This window comes from Serratia sp. FDAARGOS_506, from assembly GCF_003812745.1.
Taxonomy (GTDB): domain Bacteria; phylum Pseudomonadota; class Gammaproteobacteria; order Enterobacterales; family Enterobacteriaceae; genus Serratia.
This window is the reverse complement of the sequence record NZ_CP033831.1, coordinates 2,401,197-2,418,535: the sequence shown is the minus strand read 5'-3', so window position 1 is coordinate 2,418,535 and position 17,339 is coordinate 2,401,197. Positions and strand designations below refer to the sequence as shown.

The window sequence follows — 17,339 nt, the reverse complement described above, 5'->3', positions numbered from 1 at the left end:
CACTAAAATCCCCCTTTACGTCAGCTGCGGTTTTTCTTTTCCAGACCAACAGCCGGGTGTCCCTCGACAGGATTTAACGCGGCGTCAAAAGTACCGAGTGATTTCCCCTGCATCAGGATAAATGCCAACACGGCGCCGTTTTTCTGTCGATATGCCATCAATGAAAAATACCGCCATACGCCAACACGCAATAACCCTACTTTTTATGTATTACTCAATCGCGTAAAGCGCCGAATACAAACCGCCAATTTACCGGCTGCCAACTCTGTCTTGAACAAGCCGACGCTTTAAATAACTGTTAAAGCTAACGACACAACATCGCCAGCAATTTATTTTTGCTGATTTTCGCCTGACAAAATAAAGATAAATAATCCGGAGCAATCAATGAAAATAACTATCGGGTCATTCATTCTGCAACAGCTTCACGCCTTGAACGTCGATCGCATTTACGGCGTGCCCGGCGACTACAACCTCAGCCTGCTGGAACTGCTGGAAAGCGATGAACGGCTGGCGTTTATCGGCAATTGCAATGAGTTGAACGCCTCCTACGCCGCCGACGGCTACGCCCGAATGAAAGGCGCCGGCGCGCTGATCGTCACCTACGGCGTCGGCGATCTGGCCGCGCTGTCCGGCATCGCCGGCGCCTATGCCGAATCCTCGCCGGTGGTCTGCATCGCCGGCACGCCGCCGCTGCACGCGATGAAAAATCATCAGCTATTGCACCATACTTTGGGCGATGGCAATTTCGACAACGTCATGAACTGTTTTAAACAATTCACCGTTGCTCAAGCCTTGATTACGCCGGAAAATGCCGCACAGGAAATTCCACGCGTTATTTCCCGCGCCTGGATAGAGAAGAAACCGGTCTATTTACAGCTGCCTTCCGATATTTGCGACGTCGAAATTGAAGTTGCCGCAGCCGCAGCGGCACCGCAGTTGCCGGCCAGCGATAAATACAATGTGCAATTAGCGGCGATGGCGCTGTTAACCAAAATAAAACGCGCACAGCGCCCGATCATGTTGGTCGACCAAATGGTGGATCGTTATCAGCTGCAGCAGCAGGTTATCGACGTCGCTCACCGCTTTGCTATTCCGCTGACCAATATGCCGACCGCCAAATGCATTATTCCGGAAGATACCGCCGGTTGGATGGGCGGCTACAGCGGCAACCTGTCGCGCCCCGAACTGTATGAACGCATGGCCCACTCAGACTGCGTACTGAGCTTCGGCGTGCGTCTGGTGGACTCCACCACCGGCTATTTCTCGCAGCAAATTCCCGCCGCCGCTCAGGTGGATATCCAGCCGTTCTCGCTGAAGTTGGACAACACTTCCTACCCGGCGGTGGCGACGGCGGATCTGCTGCAGGCGCTGCTGGATCTGAGTGAAGACGCGCCGGTACAGCCCCTGGCGCCGCTGCCCGATCCGCGTGAGAAGCTGGCGACGCCGAGCGATACCCCCATCGACCAGGCCTATCTGTGGCAACGGATCCAGCGATTTATCCAGGCGGATGACGTGGTGGTGGTGGAAAATGGCACCTCGGGTGCCGCCATCGGCGGCATGCGCATGCCCGGCGGCGTCAAGGTAGTCAACCAACCGATCTGGGGGTCGATCGGCTATACCCTGCCGGCGCTGCTCGGCACCCTGATGGCGGCGCCGGAGCGCCGGCACCTGCTGTTCATCGGTGACGGCTCCTTCCAGCTCACCGCGCAGGAAGTATCTACCCTGCTGCGCTGCGAGCAAAAGCCGATCATCTTCCTGATCAACAACGATGGCTACACCATCGAGCGCTATATCCTCGGTGAAAACTCGTCCTACAACGACATCGGCCCATGGGACTACGCCAAGTTGCCCGCGGTGCTGAATACCCAGGCGCAGCCGTTCTGCGTGGCAGTGGAAACCACGCAGCAGCTGGAAATGGCCCTGGAGCACGCCTCGCGGCAGGATCGGCTGGCGTTTATCGAGGTGAAAGTGCCGATGATGGATACACCGCCGGTAATGAAAGAGTTCTGCAACCGCTGCAACAGCTTCAACTTCGGCCTGACTAACCCGCGCCGCAGCGTCTGAGGCGCAATCGCGCCGCCGGTGGTTCAGGCCACCGGCGGCGTTTTCTTTTGGGTTACCCGCCGGCGCGCGCCATGCAGCGCTGGCGGCGCTCATCCACCCGCTTGGCGAACCAGGCGGTGGTCAGCTTGCGGGTGATTTTCGGGCTCTCCAGCTGGATACCCGGCAGCATCTCGCGCGGCAGCTTGCCGCCCGCCAACGCAAAGACCTTCTTATACAGGTCGGTGTCGGCAAAGCCGGCCGTGTTGCCTTTCTCCAGCGCCCGACGAATGGCGCTGTCGCTCATGTTCAGGCGCTTGCCGAGCGTGCGCACCGCCAGTTCTGTCGAGCCGGGCTTATCGCTGCCGAAATCGATCAGGTCGCCGTCCAGCGCCAGCGGAATCGCACTCGCCCGGCTGACCGCGTTTTGGAACGCCGCGTTGCGGCTGGCGTACCAGCCGGCGTTGAAGTCGGCAAAGCGATAAATCGGCCGACTGTAATCGGCCGGATACCCCAGCAAATGCATAATGCCGAAGTACATGCCGCCGCGCCGGCTGAAGACTTCGCGCCGAATCGAACCGTCAACCGGATAAGGATACCCTTTGGCATGCGCCTCAGCGAAAGCGACGCTCACCTGCATCGGGCCGCCGGTATGTACCGGGTTTAAATGGCCGAACAGCTTCTGCCCCATCGGCACGCGGTCGATCATGTCATCGAAGATATCGCTCAGATCCTTTTCGGTGCGTACCTTATCCAGGCGCTCGCTGTAGCTCTGCCCGTTCGACGACGAAATCTTCAGCGCGGTGTGCACCAAAAAGTTCGGGATGTGCATCTGATCGGCACGGCGATCGATCTCCTTCCAGGCGATCTTCGGCAGCCCCGGCACCTGCGGGTTAGCCTGGAATGTCGACTCCTGTTCGGTCACCGCCAGCACCGAACACAGGTTCTCATCGCTCGGCTCGATGCCCTGCGCGGCGAACGCGGCGGTGATATCGGTGGCCCAGCCCTGACGATCGCCGGCGTTGGCCGGGATCAGCGTCATCAGTCGCGCTTTGACGTCGGCGGGGCGCGCCGCCGGCGCCGTGGTGGTGGTTTTACTGGTACAGCCCGCCAGCGCCAGCAGCGCGGCCAGGCTCAGCCAACGGAAGGGCGTCGGGTGAAATAAACGAGGTATCGGCATCTTTTCCCTGAACGTGATGACATGAACAGCACTGAAATTAGCCCAGCCGCCGCACACAATCCAGTATAAAGATATCGCCGCGCCTTTCCGTCAGGCCGCTATGTTCAAACGAACGATAAAAATGTATTTTATATACATCATATAAATCACTTTGCTTGCCCAGCCAGAGGAGCCCCCTATGGAGCAGCAGCTGCTTTGCTACAAAACCCTGCCGGAATGGAACAACGACACGCTGCCGGAGGCCTTCCGCCAGCGCCACAACACCCAGAGCGGCACCTGGGCGAAGCTTACCGTGCTGAGCGGCAGCCTGACGTTCGCCATGATGACCGAAGACGGCGCCACCACCGAGATCTGGCAATTCAGCCCCGAAAGCCAGCCGCCGTTTATCGAACCGCAGCAGTGGCATCGCATCGTTTCCTTCTCGGACGACATGACCTGCCGGCTGGCGTTTTACTGCACGCCGGAAGATTATTACCACAAGAAATACGAACTGACGCGCACCCACTCTGAAGTGATCGAGGCGGCGGCGCGCATCTCGCCGGGCAAGGCGCTGGATCTGGGCTGCGGCGGTGGCCGCAATTCGCTCTATCTCAATCTGAAAGGTTTCGACGTCACCGCCTGGGACAAGCACGCACCCTCGATAGACCGCCTCAATCAGATCATCGACGCCGAGCCGCTGACCCGCCTGAGCGCCAGGGTGCAGGATCTCAATACCCACCGCTTCAGCGGCGAATACGACTTCATCCTGTCCACTGTGGTGATGATGTTCCTCGAGCGGCAGCAAATCCCGCATATCGTGCAAAACATGCAGGACAGCACCGTGCGCGGCGGCCATAACCTGATCGTGGCGGCGATGGATACCGAGGATTATCCCTGCCCGCTGCCGTTCCCGTTCACCTTCAGCCCGGGTGAGCTCAAGCATTATTATCGTGACTGGGAGATCCTCAAATACAACGAAGACGTCGGCCAACTGCACAAGACCGACGCCGCCGGCAACCGCATCTCGCTGCGCTTCGCCACCCTGCTGGCGCGCAAGCTATAGCGCGTCGTGAAAGATCACCCCCAGCGTGTGGCGTTGGCCGGCACGTACCCGGCTGACGCCATGGCACAGATTGATCCGATAATGGCCTTTAGCCCGCCGTCTCCATCTGCTCTGCATCGTCAAACCGCATCACGTTTTACCGGTTCGGCGGTGTGACGGGCCGTTGGCGAAACACGCCGACTCTTGCTTTTTAATTCGGCGCCGACGTTTTCAACAATGTTTCGACAATTTTTAACCAACAACATGAAGTTTATTACGTTGCCAACCCGGTTGCACAGCGTTAGGATCGCGGCCGGCCACGGGCGTGGCCAGTGTTTTTGCCTGTTAGTTGCGCGCATGGAGAGGTTATTGTGTTAGAGAGTTTTGGCGTCCTGAATTTATGGACCTATTTGGCCGGGGTGGTCTTCATTATCATTCTGCCGGGGCCGAATACGCTGTACGTACTGAAAACCGGCGTATCGCGCGGCGTGCGCGCCGGCTACACCGCGGCGCTCGGCGTGTTCATCGGCGATGCGATCCTGATCTTCTGCGCCTATATCGGCGTGGCTTCGCTGATCCGCACCACGCCGTTCCTGTTTACCCTGGTACGTTTTCTCGGCGCGATTTATCTGCTGTTCCTCGGCGCAAAAATCCTCTACGCCACCTTCGTGCAGAAGGCGCAGGCGCAACAGCAGCAAATTGAAGGCAGCCACAGCATTCTGCGCAAGTCGCTGACGCTGAGCCTGACCAACCCGAAAGCCATCCTGTTTTACGTGTCGTTCTTCGTACAGTTCATCGACTTCAACTACGCGCACACCGGGCTGTCGTTCACCATTCTGGCGCTGATCCTCGAAGCCGTCAGCTTTATCTACATGAGCACGCTGATCTTCTCCGGCGCGATGCTGGCGCATTTCTTCAATCACAAGAAAGGCCTGGCGAAGCTCGGCAACGGCCTGATCGGCCTGCTGTTCCTCGGCTTCGCTACCCGTCTGGCGACCCTGAGCTCGTGATCCCTCCCGGCCGGCGCCCGCCGGCCGCTGTTTACTCGTTCGTCACGGCAAAATGACACGCAGGGCAAACCGAATGTCAGGCAGACCAAAGCCGCCGCTTTCCCACTGATCTAGACTTGCAGGGTTAACGATAACCTGATGAGCCTGATCGGAGGATGTATGTCTGACAATACCGTAGCCGTGCTGGATAGCGTGTCGCGTTTTCTCGATCGTCAGCATGGGCTGTATATCGACGGCCAGTGGCGCGCGTCCGCCGCGGAAGGCCGCCTGGCGGTGTATAACCCCGCCAATGGCCAGCAGATCGCCACCACCGCCGACGCCAACGAGCAAGACGTCGCGCTGGCGGTGCAGTCCGCCCACAAAGCCTTCAGCGAAGGCGTCTGGGCGCAGCGCCTGCCGGTAGAGCGCGAACGCATCCTGCTGCGCTACGCCGATTTGGTGGAGCAACACGCCGAGGAGCTGGCACAACTGGAAACCCTGGAGCAGGGCAAGTCCATCAACATCGCCCGCGCCTTCGAAGTCGGCAGTACCCTGAACTGGATGCGCTACACCGCCGGTCTGGCGACCAAAATCACCGGCCAGACGCTGGACGTCTCCATTCCGATGCCGCCGGGCGCCAAATATCAGGTTTATACCCGTAAAGAACCGATCGGCGTGGTTGCCGGCATCGTGCCCTGGAACTTCCCGCTGATGATCGGCATGTGGAAAGTGATGCCGGCGCTGGCGGCGGGCTGTTCCATCGTCATCAAGCCGTCGGAAACCACCCCGCTCACCCTGCTGCGCATGGCCGAACTGGCGAGCGAAGCCGGTGTGCCGCCGGGCGTGTTCAACGTGGTGACCGGCCGCGGCACCGTGTGCGGCAAGGCGCTGACCGAACATCCGCTGATCGCCAAAGTCAGCTTTACCGGCTCCACGCCGGTGGGCAAAAGCATCGCGCGCGCCGCAGCGGATCGCCTGACCCGCGTGACGCTGGAGCTGGGCGGCAAAAACCCGGCCATCGTGCTGAAAGACGCCGATCCGCAGCAGGTGGTCGAAGGCCTGATGCTCGGCAGCTTCCTCAATCAGGGGCAGGTGTGCGCCGCCAGTTCGCGGATTTATATCGAAGCGCCGATCTATGACCAACTGGTGGCCGGTTTCGAACAGGCGGTGAAATCGCTGTCGGTCGGGCCGGGCATGGACACCGGCGCACAAATTAACCCGCTGGTGTCGCTCGCCCACCGTAACAAGGTGGCGGCCTACCTGGACGACGCCCGGGCGAAAAACGCCGAGCTTATCGGCGGCGCGGCCGGGCCGGACACCAACGGCTTCTACATCCCGCCGACGCTGGTGATCAACCCGGACGACAGGCTGAACCTGACGCGCGAGGAGGTGTTCGGCCCGGTGGTTAACCTGATCCGGGTGGCGAGCGCCGAAGAGGCGCTGAGCAAGGCCAACGACACCGACTACGGACTGACCGCCAGCCTGTGGACCACCAGCCTGCAAAAAGCGATGGCGCTGACGCCGCGTATCCAGGCCGGCACCGTGTGGGTCAACACCCATACGCTTATCGACCCGAACATGCCGTTCGGCGGGTTCAAACAGTCGGGCAGCGGCCGTGACTTCGGCCCGGATTGGCTGGACGCTTACACCGAAACCAAATCGGTCTGCATCCGCTATTGAGTGAAGCTGCGCGGGCCTGGCCCGCGCCCTGACTTATTGATATTGCCGGCGGTACTCGCTCGGCGACATGCCGAAACGCTGCTTGAAAGCGGTCGAGAAATGGCTGTGATCGGCAAAACCCCAGTCGAGGCCGACTCCGGCCAGCTTTTCCTGCCCGGCGGCACTGCGCAGCGCCTGCGCGCACAGATCCAGCCGGCGGTTTCTGATGTACTGCGCCACCACCAGCCCCTGACGGGCGAACAGCCGATACAGGCTACGCAGCGACACCCCCAACTCGGCCGCCACCCATTCCGGGCGCAGCTGAGCCGACTGAATATGCCTGTCGATCAACGCCAGGGCCTTATCGAAAACCGGCTGTTGCCCCTCCGGGCGCGCCTGTTCGAGCGCCAGCGCCGGGCGCAGCAGCACCGCCAGTGCATTCAGCACCGCCTCGCTTTCCGCCGCGGCGAGCTGAGGATCCTGCATGCTGCTCAGCACCAGTTGGCGGCTGAGGCGCACCGCGCTGAGCTCTGCTCCAAGACGCTGGGCACAAGGCGGCGGCACCGGCAGGCAGCCGCGTGGCAACAGCAGGGAGATTTGGCGCGAATCGCGCTGGAAGGTGAAACTGCTGGGCCGTGAGGCGTCGATCAGCGTGATGTCGCCGGGAGAGAGCACCGTCTGGCGATCGCCTTGCTCCATCAACGCGCTGCCGCGCAGCTGGAAGACGGTAAAAAAATGCGCGCCGTCGCTGCGGGCAATCTCGCGCGGCGTGCGGTACAGCCGCGCCTGGGACACGTCGACCACGCTCAGGCGCAGCGCATGGGCGCGGAACTCCTGCATCGCACCGCTGAAGCCCGGCCCCAGCGTTTTCGCGCAGAATCTGCCGCAGGCGGTGTTGATTTTCCCCAGCCACTCTTCGAAGCCGACGTCCCGGAGCGTTGCCAATCCCGTCATGATCTCTCCCTTCAAACAGCTGCGATGCTGCGCCGTTGAACAGAAAAACACCATAACAATCCATTAACATACAATCAATGGCGAACGGGGGATTTGGCGCCGCGATCACAGTTCACCCGGCGCACCGTCATCAATCCGCCACGAAACCGTCATCTCATCGTCACAGGCCTCGCCAAAGATACAGGCTGCTCCCCTTTCACTTTGACACCCTGGACATGACCCGATGAAATCGTTGCAGAAATCCGTTTTAGCGCTGTGTTTGTTTACCACCAGCGCCCTGACCGCGTTCCACGCGCAGGCGGCCGAGGAGGCCCAACCGTTCACCACCGCGCAGCAGGTAGATCTGACCCACATCCTGCCGCCGCCACCGGCCAACGACTCGGCGCAGACCCAGCGCGAACTCCGGGAAGTGCTCGACATACAGCAAAAACGCACGCCGGAAATGGCCAGCCAGGCCAAGGCGGATGCGGAAGAGAACGTCTGGGTGTACAGCAACGTGATGGGGCCGAAGTTCAACGCCAAAGCGTTGCCGGCCGTGAGCGCCTTCTTCGATCGCATCGTCGCGACCGAAGCGGCGGTGGTCGATCCGGCGAAAGATTTCTGGAAGCGCCCGCGCCCGCATATGCTGGACAGCCGCATCGAGCCGATCGTCAAGCGCTCCAGCTCCGGCTCCTGGCCTTCCGGCCACACCACGCTGGGCACGCTGATGGGTATCACCCTGGCCAATATGGTGCCGGAAAAGCGCGCTGCCATCATGACGCGCGCCTGGCAATACGGTGACAACCGAGTGGTGGCGGGGATCCACTACCCTTCCGATATCGAGATGGGGCGCATCGCCGGCAGCGTAATCAGCCAACAGCTTTCACAGCAGCAGGATTTCCAGCAACAGTATCGGCAAGCGCGCGACGAGCTGCGCCAGGCGCTGGATTTGCCTGCGGAAAAATAGACCCGGCGGCTAGCACCGGGCCCTGACGGCCCGGTTTAGGGCTGTTTGTCCAACAGGTAACGCACCACCGCCGCGTACTCTTTGGCATAGCCTTCAACGCTGGTGCTGGCCATGCCGGCATTGTCTATCTTGTATTTGCCTGCCACGTAGAACGACGGGGTACCGCGCACGTCGAACGCTTTCACCGCTTCGTTCTGCTTGGCGATCAATCCTTTGACCAGCAGGCTGTGGCGCGCGTTTTCATAGGTAGCGGCATCGATGCCGGCCGCCGTGAACACCCGCTGAATATCTTCGGCGCTGTTGACGGCGCGCTGTTTCTGCACCGCATCGAACATCGCCCCTTCAATCTTGTCTTCTGCGCCCAGTACCGTCGCCACCGCCCAGGCTTCGGTCAGCTCATTGCCCAGTTTGCCCATCAGGCTGACGTGATACTTGGTGACTTTCTCACCGGCGGGCAGCGCCTGAGCAACGGTACTGCCTACGCGGTAGGTTTCGGCGAACTGATAGCAAGGGCCACAGTAGAAGGAGAAAAATTCCACCACCGCCGGCGCGGCGGCCACCGGCTTGTCCAGCCGGGTGTATTGCTCGCCCGCACGGTAATCCGCAGCCTGAACCGCAGGCAACGCCAACATCAATACGACGGCGGCGGCGAACGAACGCTTAACTTTTGCCAACATAAACACTCCTGGTTTCGATCATGAACATCGTCCTTAGCGACGGTTTTTATAATCAAATAACCGATGGAAGGCCAGTTTTTATTACCTTCTGTTTATGTGGGATTAAGTCAACGCCCTTCGTAACCGTCCCAATAGGCGCCCACCGCTTCCTGCGAGAGCACCTGGCGGCGTTTAGGATTGTCGGAACCGCTGTAGGCGCGATTGATGAAAATGGTTTTGTGTTCCATGTTCTGCTGGAACTCAGGGCTGGCCAGGTAATCGGCCTTTTTCTGCGCCTCGCTGCGCGCCAAGCCCGCCGCGCGATCCTTTTTTCCCTGCTGGTAGAACTGTTCGAACATCGGCACGGCGTTCTTAATGCTGCCGTTCACATCGGTGCGAAACCCCGGTTCGAAATCGTCGCGGGTTTGATAAATGTAATGCTTGGCATGCAGTTCCGCGCTGCTGAGGTGATGGGTACAGGCGCTAAGCGCCAACAGCGGCATCAACAGCGCCGCGCTTTTCTGTCTTTTCATGTCGTCTGTCCCTGTTCAGTGAGGAAGGTCCTTTAGCGCCACGAGCATAGCGCCGCGCCCCGCTGAACGTCAAACGACAAAAAAATGCATCACATTGTTTTATATTAATATTATATACATTGATTGGTATTCATTGCCTGAAACACTATGCTTTAACAGAACAGGGTAAACACTCACCGACAGCGAGGCGGCCAATGAAACCGATCGACAAAAACGTGGGGGAGTACGACCTCACGGCGGAAAAAAAAGCGGGCATGATCACCGGCACCATCCGCGGTGAACTGCCGGACAGCGATGCCAATCTGCCTCTGGTGCCCTTCTCCGGCACCTTCGCCGGCCCCAGCGTGGCCGAAGCCATCGCCGATATCCAACAGCAGTTCCCCGACATCGAGCCGGCGATTATCGACGACTTGCGCGAAGAGCTGCTGAAGGCCGGGTTCTAAGCCGGATCGCGGTGCCGCACGAACGGGCTGTAGACCGGCGCGCCGGGCTTCAGCGCCAGATCGGCGTCAAAATCTTCATTGCGGTTGAACGGCACCGCCGGCCAGGCGGCAAGATCGCTTAAGCCTTCCCGATACGCCTGCGTCACCTGCGCCAAAGCGGCGTTCTGCGTCTGCCGCTCCTCGCCCGCCAACCCGCCGCGCACGCCATAGACCAGAAACGGCTCCAGTACGCTAAAACCGATATAGTGCAACGCATGCATGATCGGCCACAGCATCAACCGCATATCACCGTCGCGTCCGTCCGGCGCACAGGCCTGAGCGGAGGCACCGGCGGTGACGGTCAACAGCGCCCGTTTGCCGCGCATCACGCCGTTTTCATGACGGTGACGGCTGTCGTACACCCCGCCGTACACGAAGACCCGATCCATCCAGCCCTTGATGATGGCCGGTGCGCCGAACCACCAGAAAGGGAACTGCAGCACCAGCGTATCCGCCCAGTGCAGCAGCTCGATATGTCGCCGGATCTCCGCCGGCAGCGCCTGGATCGTCCAGTGATGACGCTGCTCCTGCATCGCATCGAACCGGTCTGCCTGCTTTCTGCTGGGGTAATGGCCGGCGCCTTCGCGCGGATCAAATCCCTCCTGATACAGATCGACCACCTTCACCTGATGCCCCTGCGCCAGCCAGGCCTGGCGCGCCTGCTCGACCAGATGGGCATTGAAAGAATGCGGCTCGGGGTGAGCCAGCACAATCAGCACGTTCATCCTGTTTCTCCCGCTGTAAGGTTGTGCTGCTATGCTGTGGCTTTATCGCATCCTTGGCAATTACGCACCTGAAGGTAACCCCCAATGGCCTATCCCGGCGACGTCTATTCGAGTAAATGTTCCGCGCGCGATGCGCTGGCGCTGATTTCCGGCAAGTGGGTGATGCTGATCCTGCCCGCGCTGGCGCTGCGCCCGATGCGCAACGGCGAGCTGCTGCGCCGCATCGACGGCATTTCGCAGAAGGTGCTGACGCAAACGCTGCGCCAGCTGGAACGCAATGGGCTGCTCGAACGGCTGGATTTAAGTGAAAAGAATCAGGCGCATGTGGAATACCGGCTCAGCGCCGTCGCCTGCTCGCTGGTCGAGACGCTGACGGCGCTGGACAGGTGGGCAGAGTATCATTTCCCCGAGCTGGACGCCGCCCGCGAACGCTATGATGCAGAGCGCAGGCGCGCGGCCGATTAAAGCGGTTTGGCCCGCAGCGTCTCGCCGCTGCGCACGAAATTGCCCGCTCCCAGATGATGAATCGTATGCAGATCCGCATTGGCGGCGGTGAAGTTCCAGCGCCCCTGCTGGAACACCCGCTCATCCGCCGCGGCGCTCAGCACCTCGCCGAAGCAGGTATCGTATTTTTCCTGCGCGCCGCTTTCCGGCAATAAACGGCACTCCAGCCACGCCACACAACCCTGCTCGATCAACGGCACCTGCAGGGTGGCGCTCGGCACAGCGGCGATGTGGAAGCGGGCGAACTTGTCGTCATCCAGCCCGGACACGCTACCGACCGCGTAGGTGGCGTCGATGAACATGGCCGCCGGCACGCAAATGCCGAATGCGCCGCTCTCCTCAATCATTTGTCGGCTGTGCGCCCCTTTGTCCACCACGATGGCGATGCGCGGCGGACTGAACTCCACCGGCATCGACCAGGCGGCGGCCATCACGTTGCGTTTGGCGCCGTCGCGGCTGCGGCTGGTGATCAATACCGTCGGGCCGTGGTTCAGCAGGCGGCTGGCGTGTTCGAGGGCGACAGGGCGAAAGTGGCTCATCGGGAAATCCTTGCGAGTGACTCATTGCCCAGCAGTGTAGATCTGCGCCGTGAAGGCAAGCAATGCGGGGCGCACAGAATGCGCAGGTGAGACGCTTGTTCCCCGTCGCGCCATCCGTTATCTATAGTTAAATCAGTTCGCCGGTAACGGCCCACCCCACCTGAGGATCTTGCCTTGACGTTTTCAAAACACCCTATCGCCGCTCTGGCGCTGGCAGGCGCCGGCCTGCTGTCGGCGGGCAGTGCGCTGGCCGCTTCCGATGCGCTGGTGTACTGCACCGTCGCCTCACCGGAATCGTTTAACCCGCAGCTCTCCAGCTCCGGGCCAACCTTTATCGCCACCTCGCAGGTGCTGTACAACCGGCTGGTAACGCTGCGCGAAAGCGACAAAACGCCCGCCCCTTCGCTGGCCACCGAGTGGAGCGTCAGCCCGGACGGCAAGACGTACACCTTTACCCTGCGCCAAGGCGTGAAGTTCAACAGCAACAAGTACTTCACCCCAACGCGCGACTTCAACGCCGAAGACGTGGTGTTCACCGTGATGCGGCAGAAAGATCCCGCCAACCCGTATCACAAGGTCTCCGGCGGCAACTATGAATACTTCACCGACATGGGGCTGGATAAGCTGATCACCAAGGTGGAAGCGGTGGACGAGCATCACGTGCGCTTCACGTTGAGCCAGCCCAACGCCGCCTTCGTCGCCGACTGGGCGATGGATTTCGCCTCGATCCTGTCCGCCGAGTATGCCGACGCGATGCTGAAAAAGGGCACGCCGGAATACGTCGACAACTGGCCGATCGGCACCGGGCCGTTTGCGCTGCAACAGTACAAACAGGATTCGCTGATCCGCTACATCGCCAACCCGCACTACTGGCAGGGCGAAGTGGCCAGCAAACACCTGATCTTCTCGATTACGCCGGATCCGCAAACCCGGCTGGCCAAGCTGAAAACCAACGAATGCCAGATAATCCCCGCACCGCTGCCGGAACAGTTCGCCGCCATCAAAGCCGACGGCAACCTGCAGCTGCACGACATTACCGGGCTCAACGTCGGCTACCTGGCGTTCAACACCCAGAAAAAACCGTTCGACAACCTGTTGGTGCGCCAGGCGCTGAGCTATGCGGTGGATAAAAAAGCGATCGTCGCCGCGGTGTTCAAAGACAGCGGCACGCCGGCCAACTCGCTGCTGCCGCCGGGCATGCTGGGCTATAACGATAAACTGCCGGAATACGCCTACGATCCGCAGAAGGCGCGTGAGCTGCTGAAGCAGGCCGGGCTGGAGCACGGCTTTGAGACCGACATCTGGTCGATGCCGGTACAGCGCCCTTACAACCCGAACTCGAAGCGCATCGCCGAGATGATCCAGAGCGACTGGGCGAAGGTAGGCGTGAAGGCCAAGATCGTTACCTGGGAGTGGGGCCAGTATCTGGCCGGGCTGCGTAAAGGCGAACAGCAGAGCGCGCTGTACGGTTGGGTGTCGGACAACGGCGACCCGGACAACTTCGCCACCCTGCTCGGCTGCGCCGGGGTGCAGAGCGGCGCCAACGTGGCGCGCTGGTGCGATAAGAATTACGACAGCCTGATCCAGCAGGCGATTCAGGAGAATCAGCCGCAGGCGCGCGCCAAGCTGTATCAACAGGCACAGGTGATCTTCGCCAAACAGGCGCCGTGGCTGCCGCTGGCCACCGGCAAAGTGTTCTACGCCACCCGCAGCAACCTGAGCGGCTACGTGGTGGACGTGAACGGCAGCGACTTCGCCAAGGCCAAATTAAACTGATCCCAGGCGCCGCAGTGAGGGCTGCGGCGCTACCCGCTTCATCGCTTAGTAAGCTGCCAGCTTCTTAATTCATAGCTATTAACTTCGCAACTTACGATGCTATCCACCTATTTTGTTGATCAGCGGGGAGAGTGCCAACCACTTAGCCTACTAACCTCATAACTTAATAAGCTAAATAAGCCCTGGCATTTTGCTTAAACTGCGCACAGACACTTTCCTCACCTGTAACATTTCGTTACCATCGATACACAGATCCTTTAACATCAAAAGGTAACCCGGTGCAGAACACCTACATGCCGTGGCAAATTCGCCTGCACTGGCTGGTGGCGATCCTGCTGGTCATCACCTGCGTCACCATCGAGCTGCGGGGCTTTGCCGACCCCGGCAGCGCCCCCTGGTACGTACTGGTTGTCACCCACTTCAGCTGCGGCGTGACGGTGCTTGCACTGATGATCGCCCGCCTGTTCCTGCGTTGGCGCCACCCTTCGCCCACCATCGTGCCCAAACCGCCCAAGTGGCAAACCGGCATGGCGCATCTGACGCATACCCTGATTTACCTGCTGCTGCTGACGCTGCCGGTGCTGGGGGTGTACTCGCGCTATCTGGGCGGCAAGGAGTGGTATCTGTTTGGCCTGCCAATGCCGTTCACCGACGTGGCCGATCGATCGCAGGCGCGGATGATTATCGGCTGGCACAAAACGCTGGCGTCATTCGGCTACTGGCTGATCGGCCTGCATGCCGCCGCCGCGTTGTTTCACCACTACATCGTCAAGGACAATGCGCTGGTGCGCATGCTGCCGCTGATGAAAAAGCGCTGAATATCCCGCGCCAGGGATGAATTTTCGGGCTACGCCCGCTGACAGGGAATGACATGCAAACCCAATTTTTTAATGTGACCGTCGAACAATGCGCCTGCCAACAGACGGCGCCCGACAACCTGGTGAGGCTCATCGCCTCCGGCCAGACGTTCTTTTTTTACCGTGACGACTTCAGCGACAGCGAAGATCTGCTGGCCGGGCTCGCCGCCGGCGATCGGGTGAAGATCGGTGCCCACCGCCTGCAGGACGGCAGCTATTGGCTGCACTGGCTGCTGCACGAGACAAAGGGCCGGCTGGAGCCCGACAGAACGCTGAAATACAAGCTGAAATACTTCGCCCTGTTGGTGCTGGGCGCGGCGCTGGCCGGCGGTTTCCCGGCGGCCTTTTTCATCATGGACCGGGAGGATTCCTGGCTGACCATTGTCCTGTTCTTTATCGCCATCATCGCCGGCCTTATCGGCATCGGCATGGTGCTGTTCGTCGGTTCGGAGCTCTTGTTGATTGCACACCGCGGCCGCAGACGCCTGCTCAGAGCGCTGGATCGCGTGCTGCTGGGACAAGACGTCACACCGCCCGGCTCGCTCAGCCTGAAAATCCCCGGTATCAAATACCGGGCCGTCAGCGCAAATGCCGTACCGCTAAGCGCATCGCCGCAGACCGCGCCTCCCCTCCCAGACGGCGTCGAGGCCTCCGGCATCGAGACGGTCGACGCCCTGATTTACGAACTCCATCAATATGAACTCCGGCGGCAGGTTCAGTATTTGGACACTTACACGTGGCGCCAGAAGGATGCGCACTACGCGTTGACAACCCGCGCGTTCAACGTCCCCAATACCAAACTGCATCCGGTATTTCGTCGGCAACATCCGCTTTTCATCGCCAAAGGCGATCCGCTGCAGGTGCTGTATTGCGAGAACGACACCGTCCCCGAGTTGCCCACTGTACGAGGGATCATCAATCACCGCGATCGCCAGACCTATCTCATCGGCGGCAGCCGCTACTTCACCGAAGCCGGCCTTAACCTGTGCGCGCGCGTTGTCTTCATTTTTGGCGCGATCGTGACGTGCTTTGTGGTCGGTATAACGGTGGTGGATAACGCCGATACCCCGACCGGCTTTTACCTGGACGCCTGGACATTGAAGCGTCTCGGTAGCGAATTACCGCCGATTATTCTGCTGCTGATGCTGATAATCAGCGGCTTGGCGCTATTGATCGAGGGCTTCGCCCAGGTCTGCCGCCTTTACTCTTTTGACCAGCACCGCACATTTAAAACGTTTAAATACCTGCGAAATCTGCGCCGCAGGTTATGGCGGCAGGATCAGGTGACGGAGCTGAAATGATGACGCTAGCGCTTTATAAAAGACCCCTTATTATCCTGATGTTGTTTTTGACCAGCGCGCTGGGCTTCTATTTACTCGCCCCTGAGCAACGTTATGCGCAGTGGCATTGGACCCAAGGCGACGAGGCATTGCCGACGATAGCCCGTTACGATCTCGTCTACAGCTATCCGGCGCAGGACGGCGCCCTGTTGCTCACCAGCAAAAGGAGCGAGAGCGGGGCGTACAATAGCTTTTACGGCTGGGCGGCCAACTACCTCAGCCAGGTGTTATTCACCGGCCCGAAGGGACTGCAGATGCTGGGGGAGTTCGACGAATCGATCCACGATGCGGTGTGCGACGGACAAGAGTGCGTGCTTTTTCTTTCCAAAGGGCGCCGGCTGGTCGATGTGCAGCGTGGTACCATCGGGGCGCTGATCCCATGGCCCGAGGGCGACGATAGCCAGCCTTCCTTTATCGGCGGCAAACTGATGGCGCTGCCGGGAAAACGCGCGCTGTATCTCATCAGCCCCGAAGGCGTATTCTACAGCCCGGATTTTGGCGCCCATTGGCGGCAAACGCTGGATCTGCCGGCGCTGTTGGATGAGAGGCAACTGCTGGGCTTTGAGCGCGGCGAGGAAGACTCACCGACGGCTTACGCCTCCGGTAAGCGCAAATCCATGCCCGAGATCTTTACCGCCGTTGATGGCGAGCGCGTGCTGTTCTGGATGAACCCGGTGCTCGGTTCCGGCGCCTTGCACATCGCCGTTAACGGCAAAACCGGCGAGGTGGCCGAACTGCATTGGCTAACGGTGCGCGTCAAGGAAAGCGCTCAGGCTCCGGATGGTGGCATCTACCTGATCGCCCAGACGCTGGACAGAGGGCTGTATCAGCTCATGCGTTATCAATCCGATGGACAACTGGCGGTGCTGTTGGAAAACGGTGATAAATCGCTGTATCAGCTGTGGGCGGGCAACGACAAGCTGGTCGCCCAAACGGATAACGGCGATGCGCGCCTTTCGCTGATTTTCGATCTGCGCTCATCCGAAGTGCGCTACCGACAGCCGTTGGAGTACCGCTACAATGGGCGCGACGACGCACGCCAAACCGTGATCGAACCGGAAAGCCACTATGCCGATGAGGGGGAGGCCCCGGCGCTGCCCTACTTCGTTCGCTATCGCTCCACCACACCATGAACATG

Annotated in this window: 19 protein-coding genes; 11 read left to right on the top strand and 8 right to left on the bottom strand. The window is 60.2% G+C overall.

Annotated features, from left to right (window positions below):
• Nucleotides 1–20 precede the first annotated feature (20 nt).
• Nucleotides 21–158, bottom strand: coding sequence for a hypothetical protein (locus EGY12_RS23360; protein WP_172962918.1), 138 nt, complete (start codon nucleotides 156–158; stop codon nucleotides 21–23).
• 226 nt (nucleotides 159–384) lie between these two features.
• Here EGY12_RS23360 and EGY12_RS11700 point away from each other — a divergent pair, with 226 nt between their 5' ends.
• Nucleotides 385–2,064, top strand: a complete 1,680-nt coding sequence (locus EGY12_RS11700; RefSeq protein WP_123893734.1) for an alpha-keto acid decarboxylase family protein — start codon at nucleotides 385–387, stop codon at nucleotides 2,062–2,064.
• A gap of 52 nt (nucleotides 2,065–2,116) precedes the next feature.
• On the opposite strand, the gene EGY12_RS11695 is transcribed toward EGY12_RS11700, so the two are convergent.
• A complete protein-coding gene (locus EGY12_RS11695; RefSeq protein ID WP_123893733.1) occupies nucleotides 2,117–3,220 on the bottom strand; it encodes a DUF1615 domain-containing protein in 1,104 nt (367 codons plus the stop codon).
• A 178-nt stretch (nucleotides 3,221–3,398) separates the two neighbouring features.
• On the opposite strand from EGY12_RS11695, the gene tehB reads away from it, so the two are divergent.
• Nucleotides 3,399–4,262: an SAM-dependent methyltransferase TehB gene (tehB, locus tag EGY12_RS11690; protein WP_123893731.1), complete on the top strand. Its 864-nt coding sequence runs from the start codon at nucleotides 3,399–3,401 to the stop codon at nucleotides 4,260–4,262.
• Here the strand turns inward: tehB and EGY12_RS11685 are convergent.
• The gene (locus tag EGY12_RS11685) at nucleotides 4,257–4,379 is read right to left on the bottom strand and encodes a 2OG-Fe(II) oxygenase (protein WP_253722796.1); all 123 of its coding nucleotides are present in this window, start codon (nucleotides 4,377–4,379) and stop codon (nucleotides 4,257–4,259) included. The genes tehB and EGY12_RS11685 overlap by 6 nt on opposite strands.
• 233 nt (nucleotides 4,380–4,612) lie before the next feature.
• Here EGY12_RS11685 and leuE point away from each other — a divergent pair, with 233 nt between their 5' ends.
• Both leuE and EGY12_RS11675 read left to right on the top strand, forming a co-directional pair.
• Nucleotides 4,613–5,251 (top strand): leucine efflux protein LeuE, encoded by a 639-nt coding sequence (leuE, locus tag EGY12_RS11680; RefSeq protein WP_049273897.1) that lies wholly within the window; start codon nucleotides 4,613–4,615, stop codon nucleotides 5,249–5,251.
• Between the two features lie 159 nt (nucleotides 5,252–5,410).
• Nucleotides 5,411–6,910: an aldehyde dehydrogenase family protein gene (locus EGY12_RS11675; RefSeq protein ID WP_123893729.1), complete on the top strand. Its 1,500-nt coding sequence runs from the start codon at nucleotides 5,411–5,413 to the stop codon at nucleotides 6,908–6,910.
• Between the two features lie 33 nt (nucleotides 6,911–6,943).
• Here the strand turns inward: EGY12_RS11675 and feaR are convergent, their stop codons facing one another.
• Complete coding sequence (gene feaR / locus EGY12_RS11670; RefSeq protein ID WP_123893727.1) at nucleotides 6,944–7,843, bottom strand: transcriptional regulator FeaR; 900 nt, start codon at nucleotides 7,841–7,843, stop codon at nucleotides 6,944–6,946.
• A gap of 223 nt (nucleotides 7,844–8,066) precedes the next feature.
• Between feaR and EGY12_RS11665 the strand changes: the two genes are divergently transcribed.
• Nucleotides 8,067–8,789 (top strand): phosphatase PAP2 family protein, encoded by a 723-nt coding sequence (locus tag EGY12_RS11665; protein WP_123893725.1) that lies wholly within the window; start codon nucleotides 8,067–8,069, stop codon nucleotides 8,787–8,789.
• Nucleotides 8,790–8,824: 35 nt separating this feature from the next.
• On the opposite strand, the gene EGY12_RS11660 is transcribed toward EGY12_RS11665, so the two are convergent.
• Nucleotides 8,825–9,466: a DsbA family protein gene (locus tag EGY12_RS11660; protein ID WP_123893723.1), complete on the bottom strand. Its 642-nt coding sequence runs from the start codon at nucleotides 9,464–9,466 to the stop codon at nucleotides 8,825–8,827.
• Between the two features lie 107 nt (nucleotides 9,467–9,573).
• Nucleotides 9,574–9,978 (bottom strand): Exc2 family lipoprotein, encoded by a 405-nt coding sequence (locus EGY12_RS11655; RefSeq protein ID WP_123893721.1) that lies wholly within the window; start codon nucleotides 9,976–9,978, stop codon nucleotides 9,574–9,576.
• A 194-nt stretch (nucleotides 9,979–10,172) separates the two neighbouring features.
• Between EGY12_RS11655 and EGY12_RS11650 the strand changes: the two genes are divergently transcribed.
• Nucleotides 10,173–10,421, top strand: coding sequence for a hypothetical protein (locus EGY12_RS11650; protein ID WP_016928938.1), 249 nt, complete (start codon nucleotides 10,173–10,175; stop codon nucleotides 10,419–10,421).
• On the opposite strand, the gene EGY12_RS11645 is transcribed toward EGY12_RS11650, so the two are convergent.
• Nucleotides 10,418–11,185, bottom strand: a complete 768-nt coding sequence (locus EGY12_RS11645; RefSeq protein WP_123893719.1) for an NAD(P)H-dependent oxidoreductase — start codon at nucleotides 11,183–11,185, stop codon at nucleotides 10,418–10,420. The genes EGY12_RS11650 and EGY12_RS11645 overlap by 4 nt on opposite strands.
• 84 nt (nucleotides 11,186–11,269) lie before the next feature.
• Here EGY12_RS11645 and EGY12_RS11640 point away from each other — a divergent pair, with 84 nt between their 5' ends.
• Nucleotides 11,270–11,650 (top strand): helix-turn-helix domain-containing protein, encoded by a 381-nt coding sequence (locus EGY12_RS11640; RefSeq protein WP_123893717.1) that lies wholly within the window; start codon nucleotides 11,270–11,272, stop codon nucleotides 11,648–11,650.
• Here EGY12_RS11640 and EGY12_RS11635 read toward each other — a convergent pair.
• Nucleotides 11,647–12,228, bottom strand: coding sequence for a flavin reductase family protein (locus tag EGY12_RS11635; protein ID WP_123893715.1), 582 nt, complete (start codon nucleotides 12,226–12,228; stop codon nucleotides 11,647–11,649). The two genes, EGY12_RS11640 and EGY12_RS11635, sit on opposite strands and share 4 nt — an antisense overlap.
• Nucleotides 12,229–12,402: 174 nt before the next feature.
• On the opposite strand from EGY12_RS11635, the gene EGY12_RS11630 reads away from it, so the two are divergent.
• The 4 genes from EGY12_RS11630 (at nucleotide 12,403) to EGY12_RS11615 (ending at nucleotide 17,334) form a co-directional block, all read left to right on the top strand.
• Nucleotides 12,403–14,004: an ABC transporter substrate-binding protein gene (locus EGY12_RS11630; RefSeq protein WP_123893713.1), complete on the top strand. Its 1,602-nt coding sequence runs from the start codon at nucleotides 12,403–12,405 to the stop codon at nucleotides 14,002–14,004.
• A gap of 293 nt (nucleotides 14,005–14,297) precedes the next feature.
• Nucleotides 14,298–14,822, top strand: coding sequence for a cytochrome b561 (gene cybB, locus EGY12_RS11625; RefSeq protein WP_123895591.1), 525 nt, complete (start codon nucleotides 14,298–14,300; stop codon nucleotides 14,820–14,822).
• Nucleotides 14,823–14,875: 53 nt separating this feature from the next.
• Nucleotides 14,876–16,162 (top strand): hypothetical protein, encoded by a 1,287-nt coding sequence (locus tag EGY12_RS11620; protein WP_123893711.1) that lies wholly within the window; start codon nucleotides 14,876–14,878, stop codon nucleotides 16,160–16,162.
• 38 nt (nucleotides 16,163–16,200) lie between these two features.
• Entirely contained in the window at nucleotides 16,201–17,334 is a 1,134-nt protein-coding gene (locus tag EGY12_RS11615; protein ID WP_253722956.1) for a hypothetical protein, read from the top strand.
• The last annotated feature ends 5 nt before the right edge of the window (nucleotides 17,335–17,339 follow it).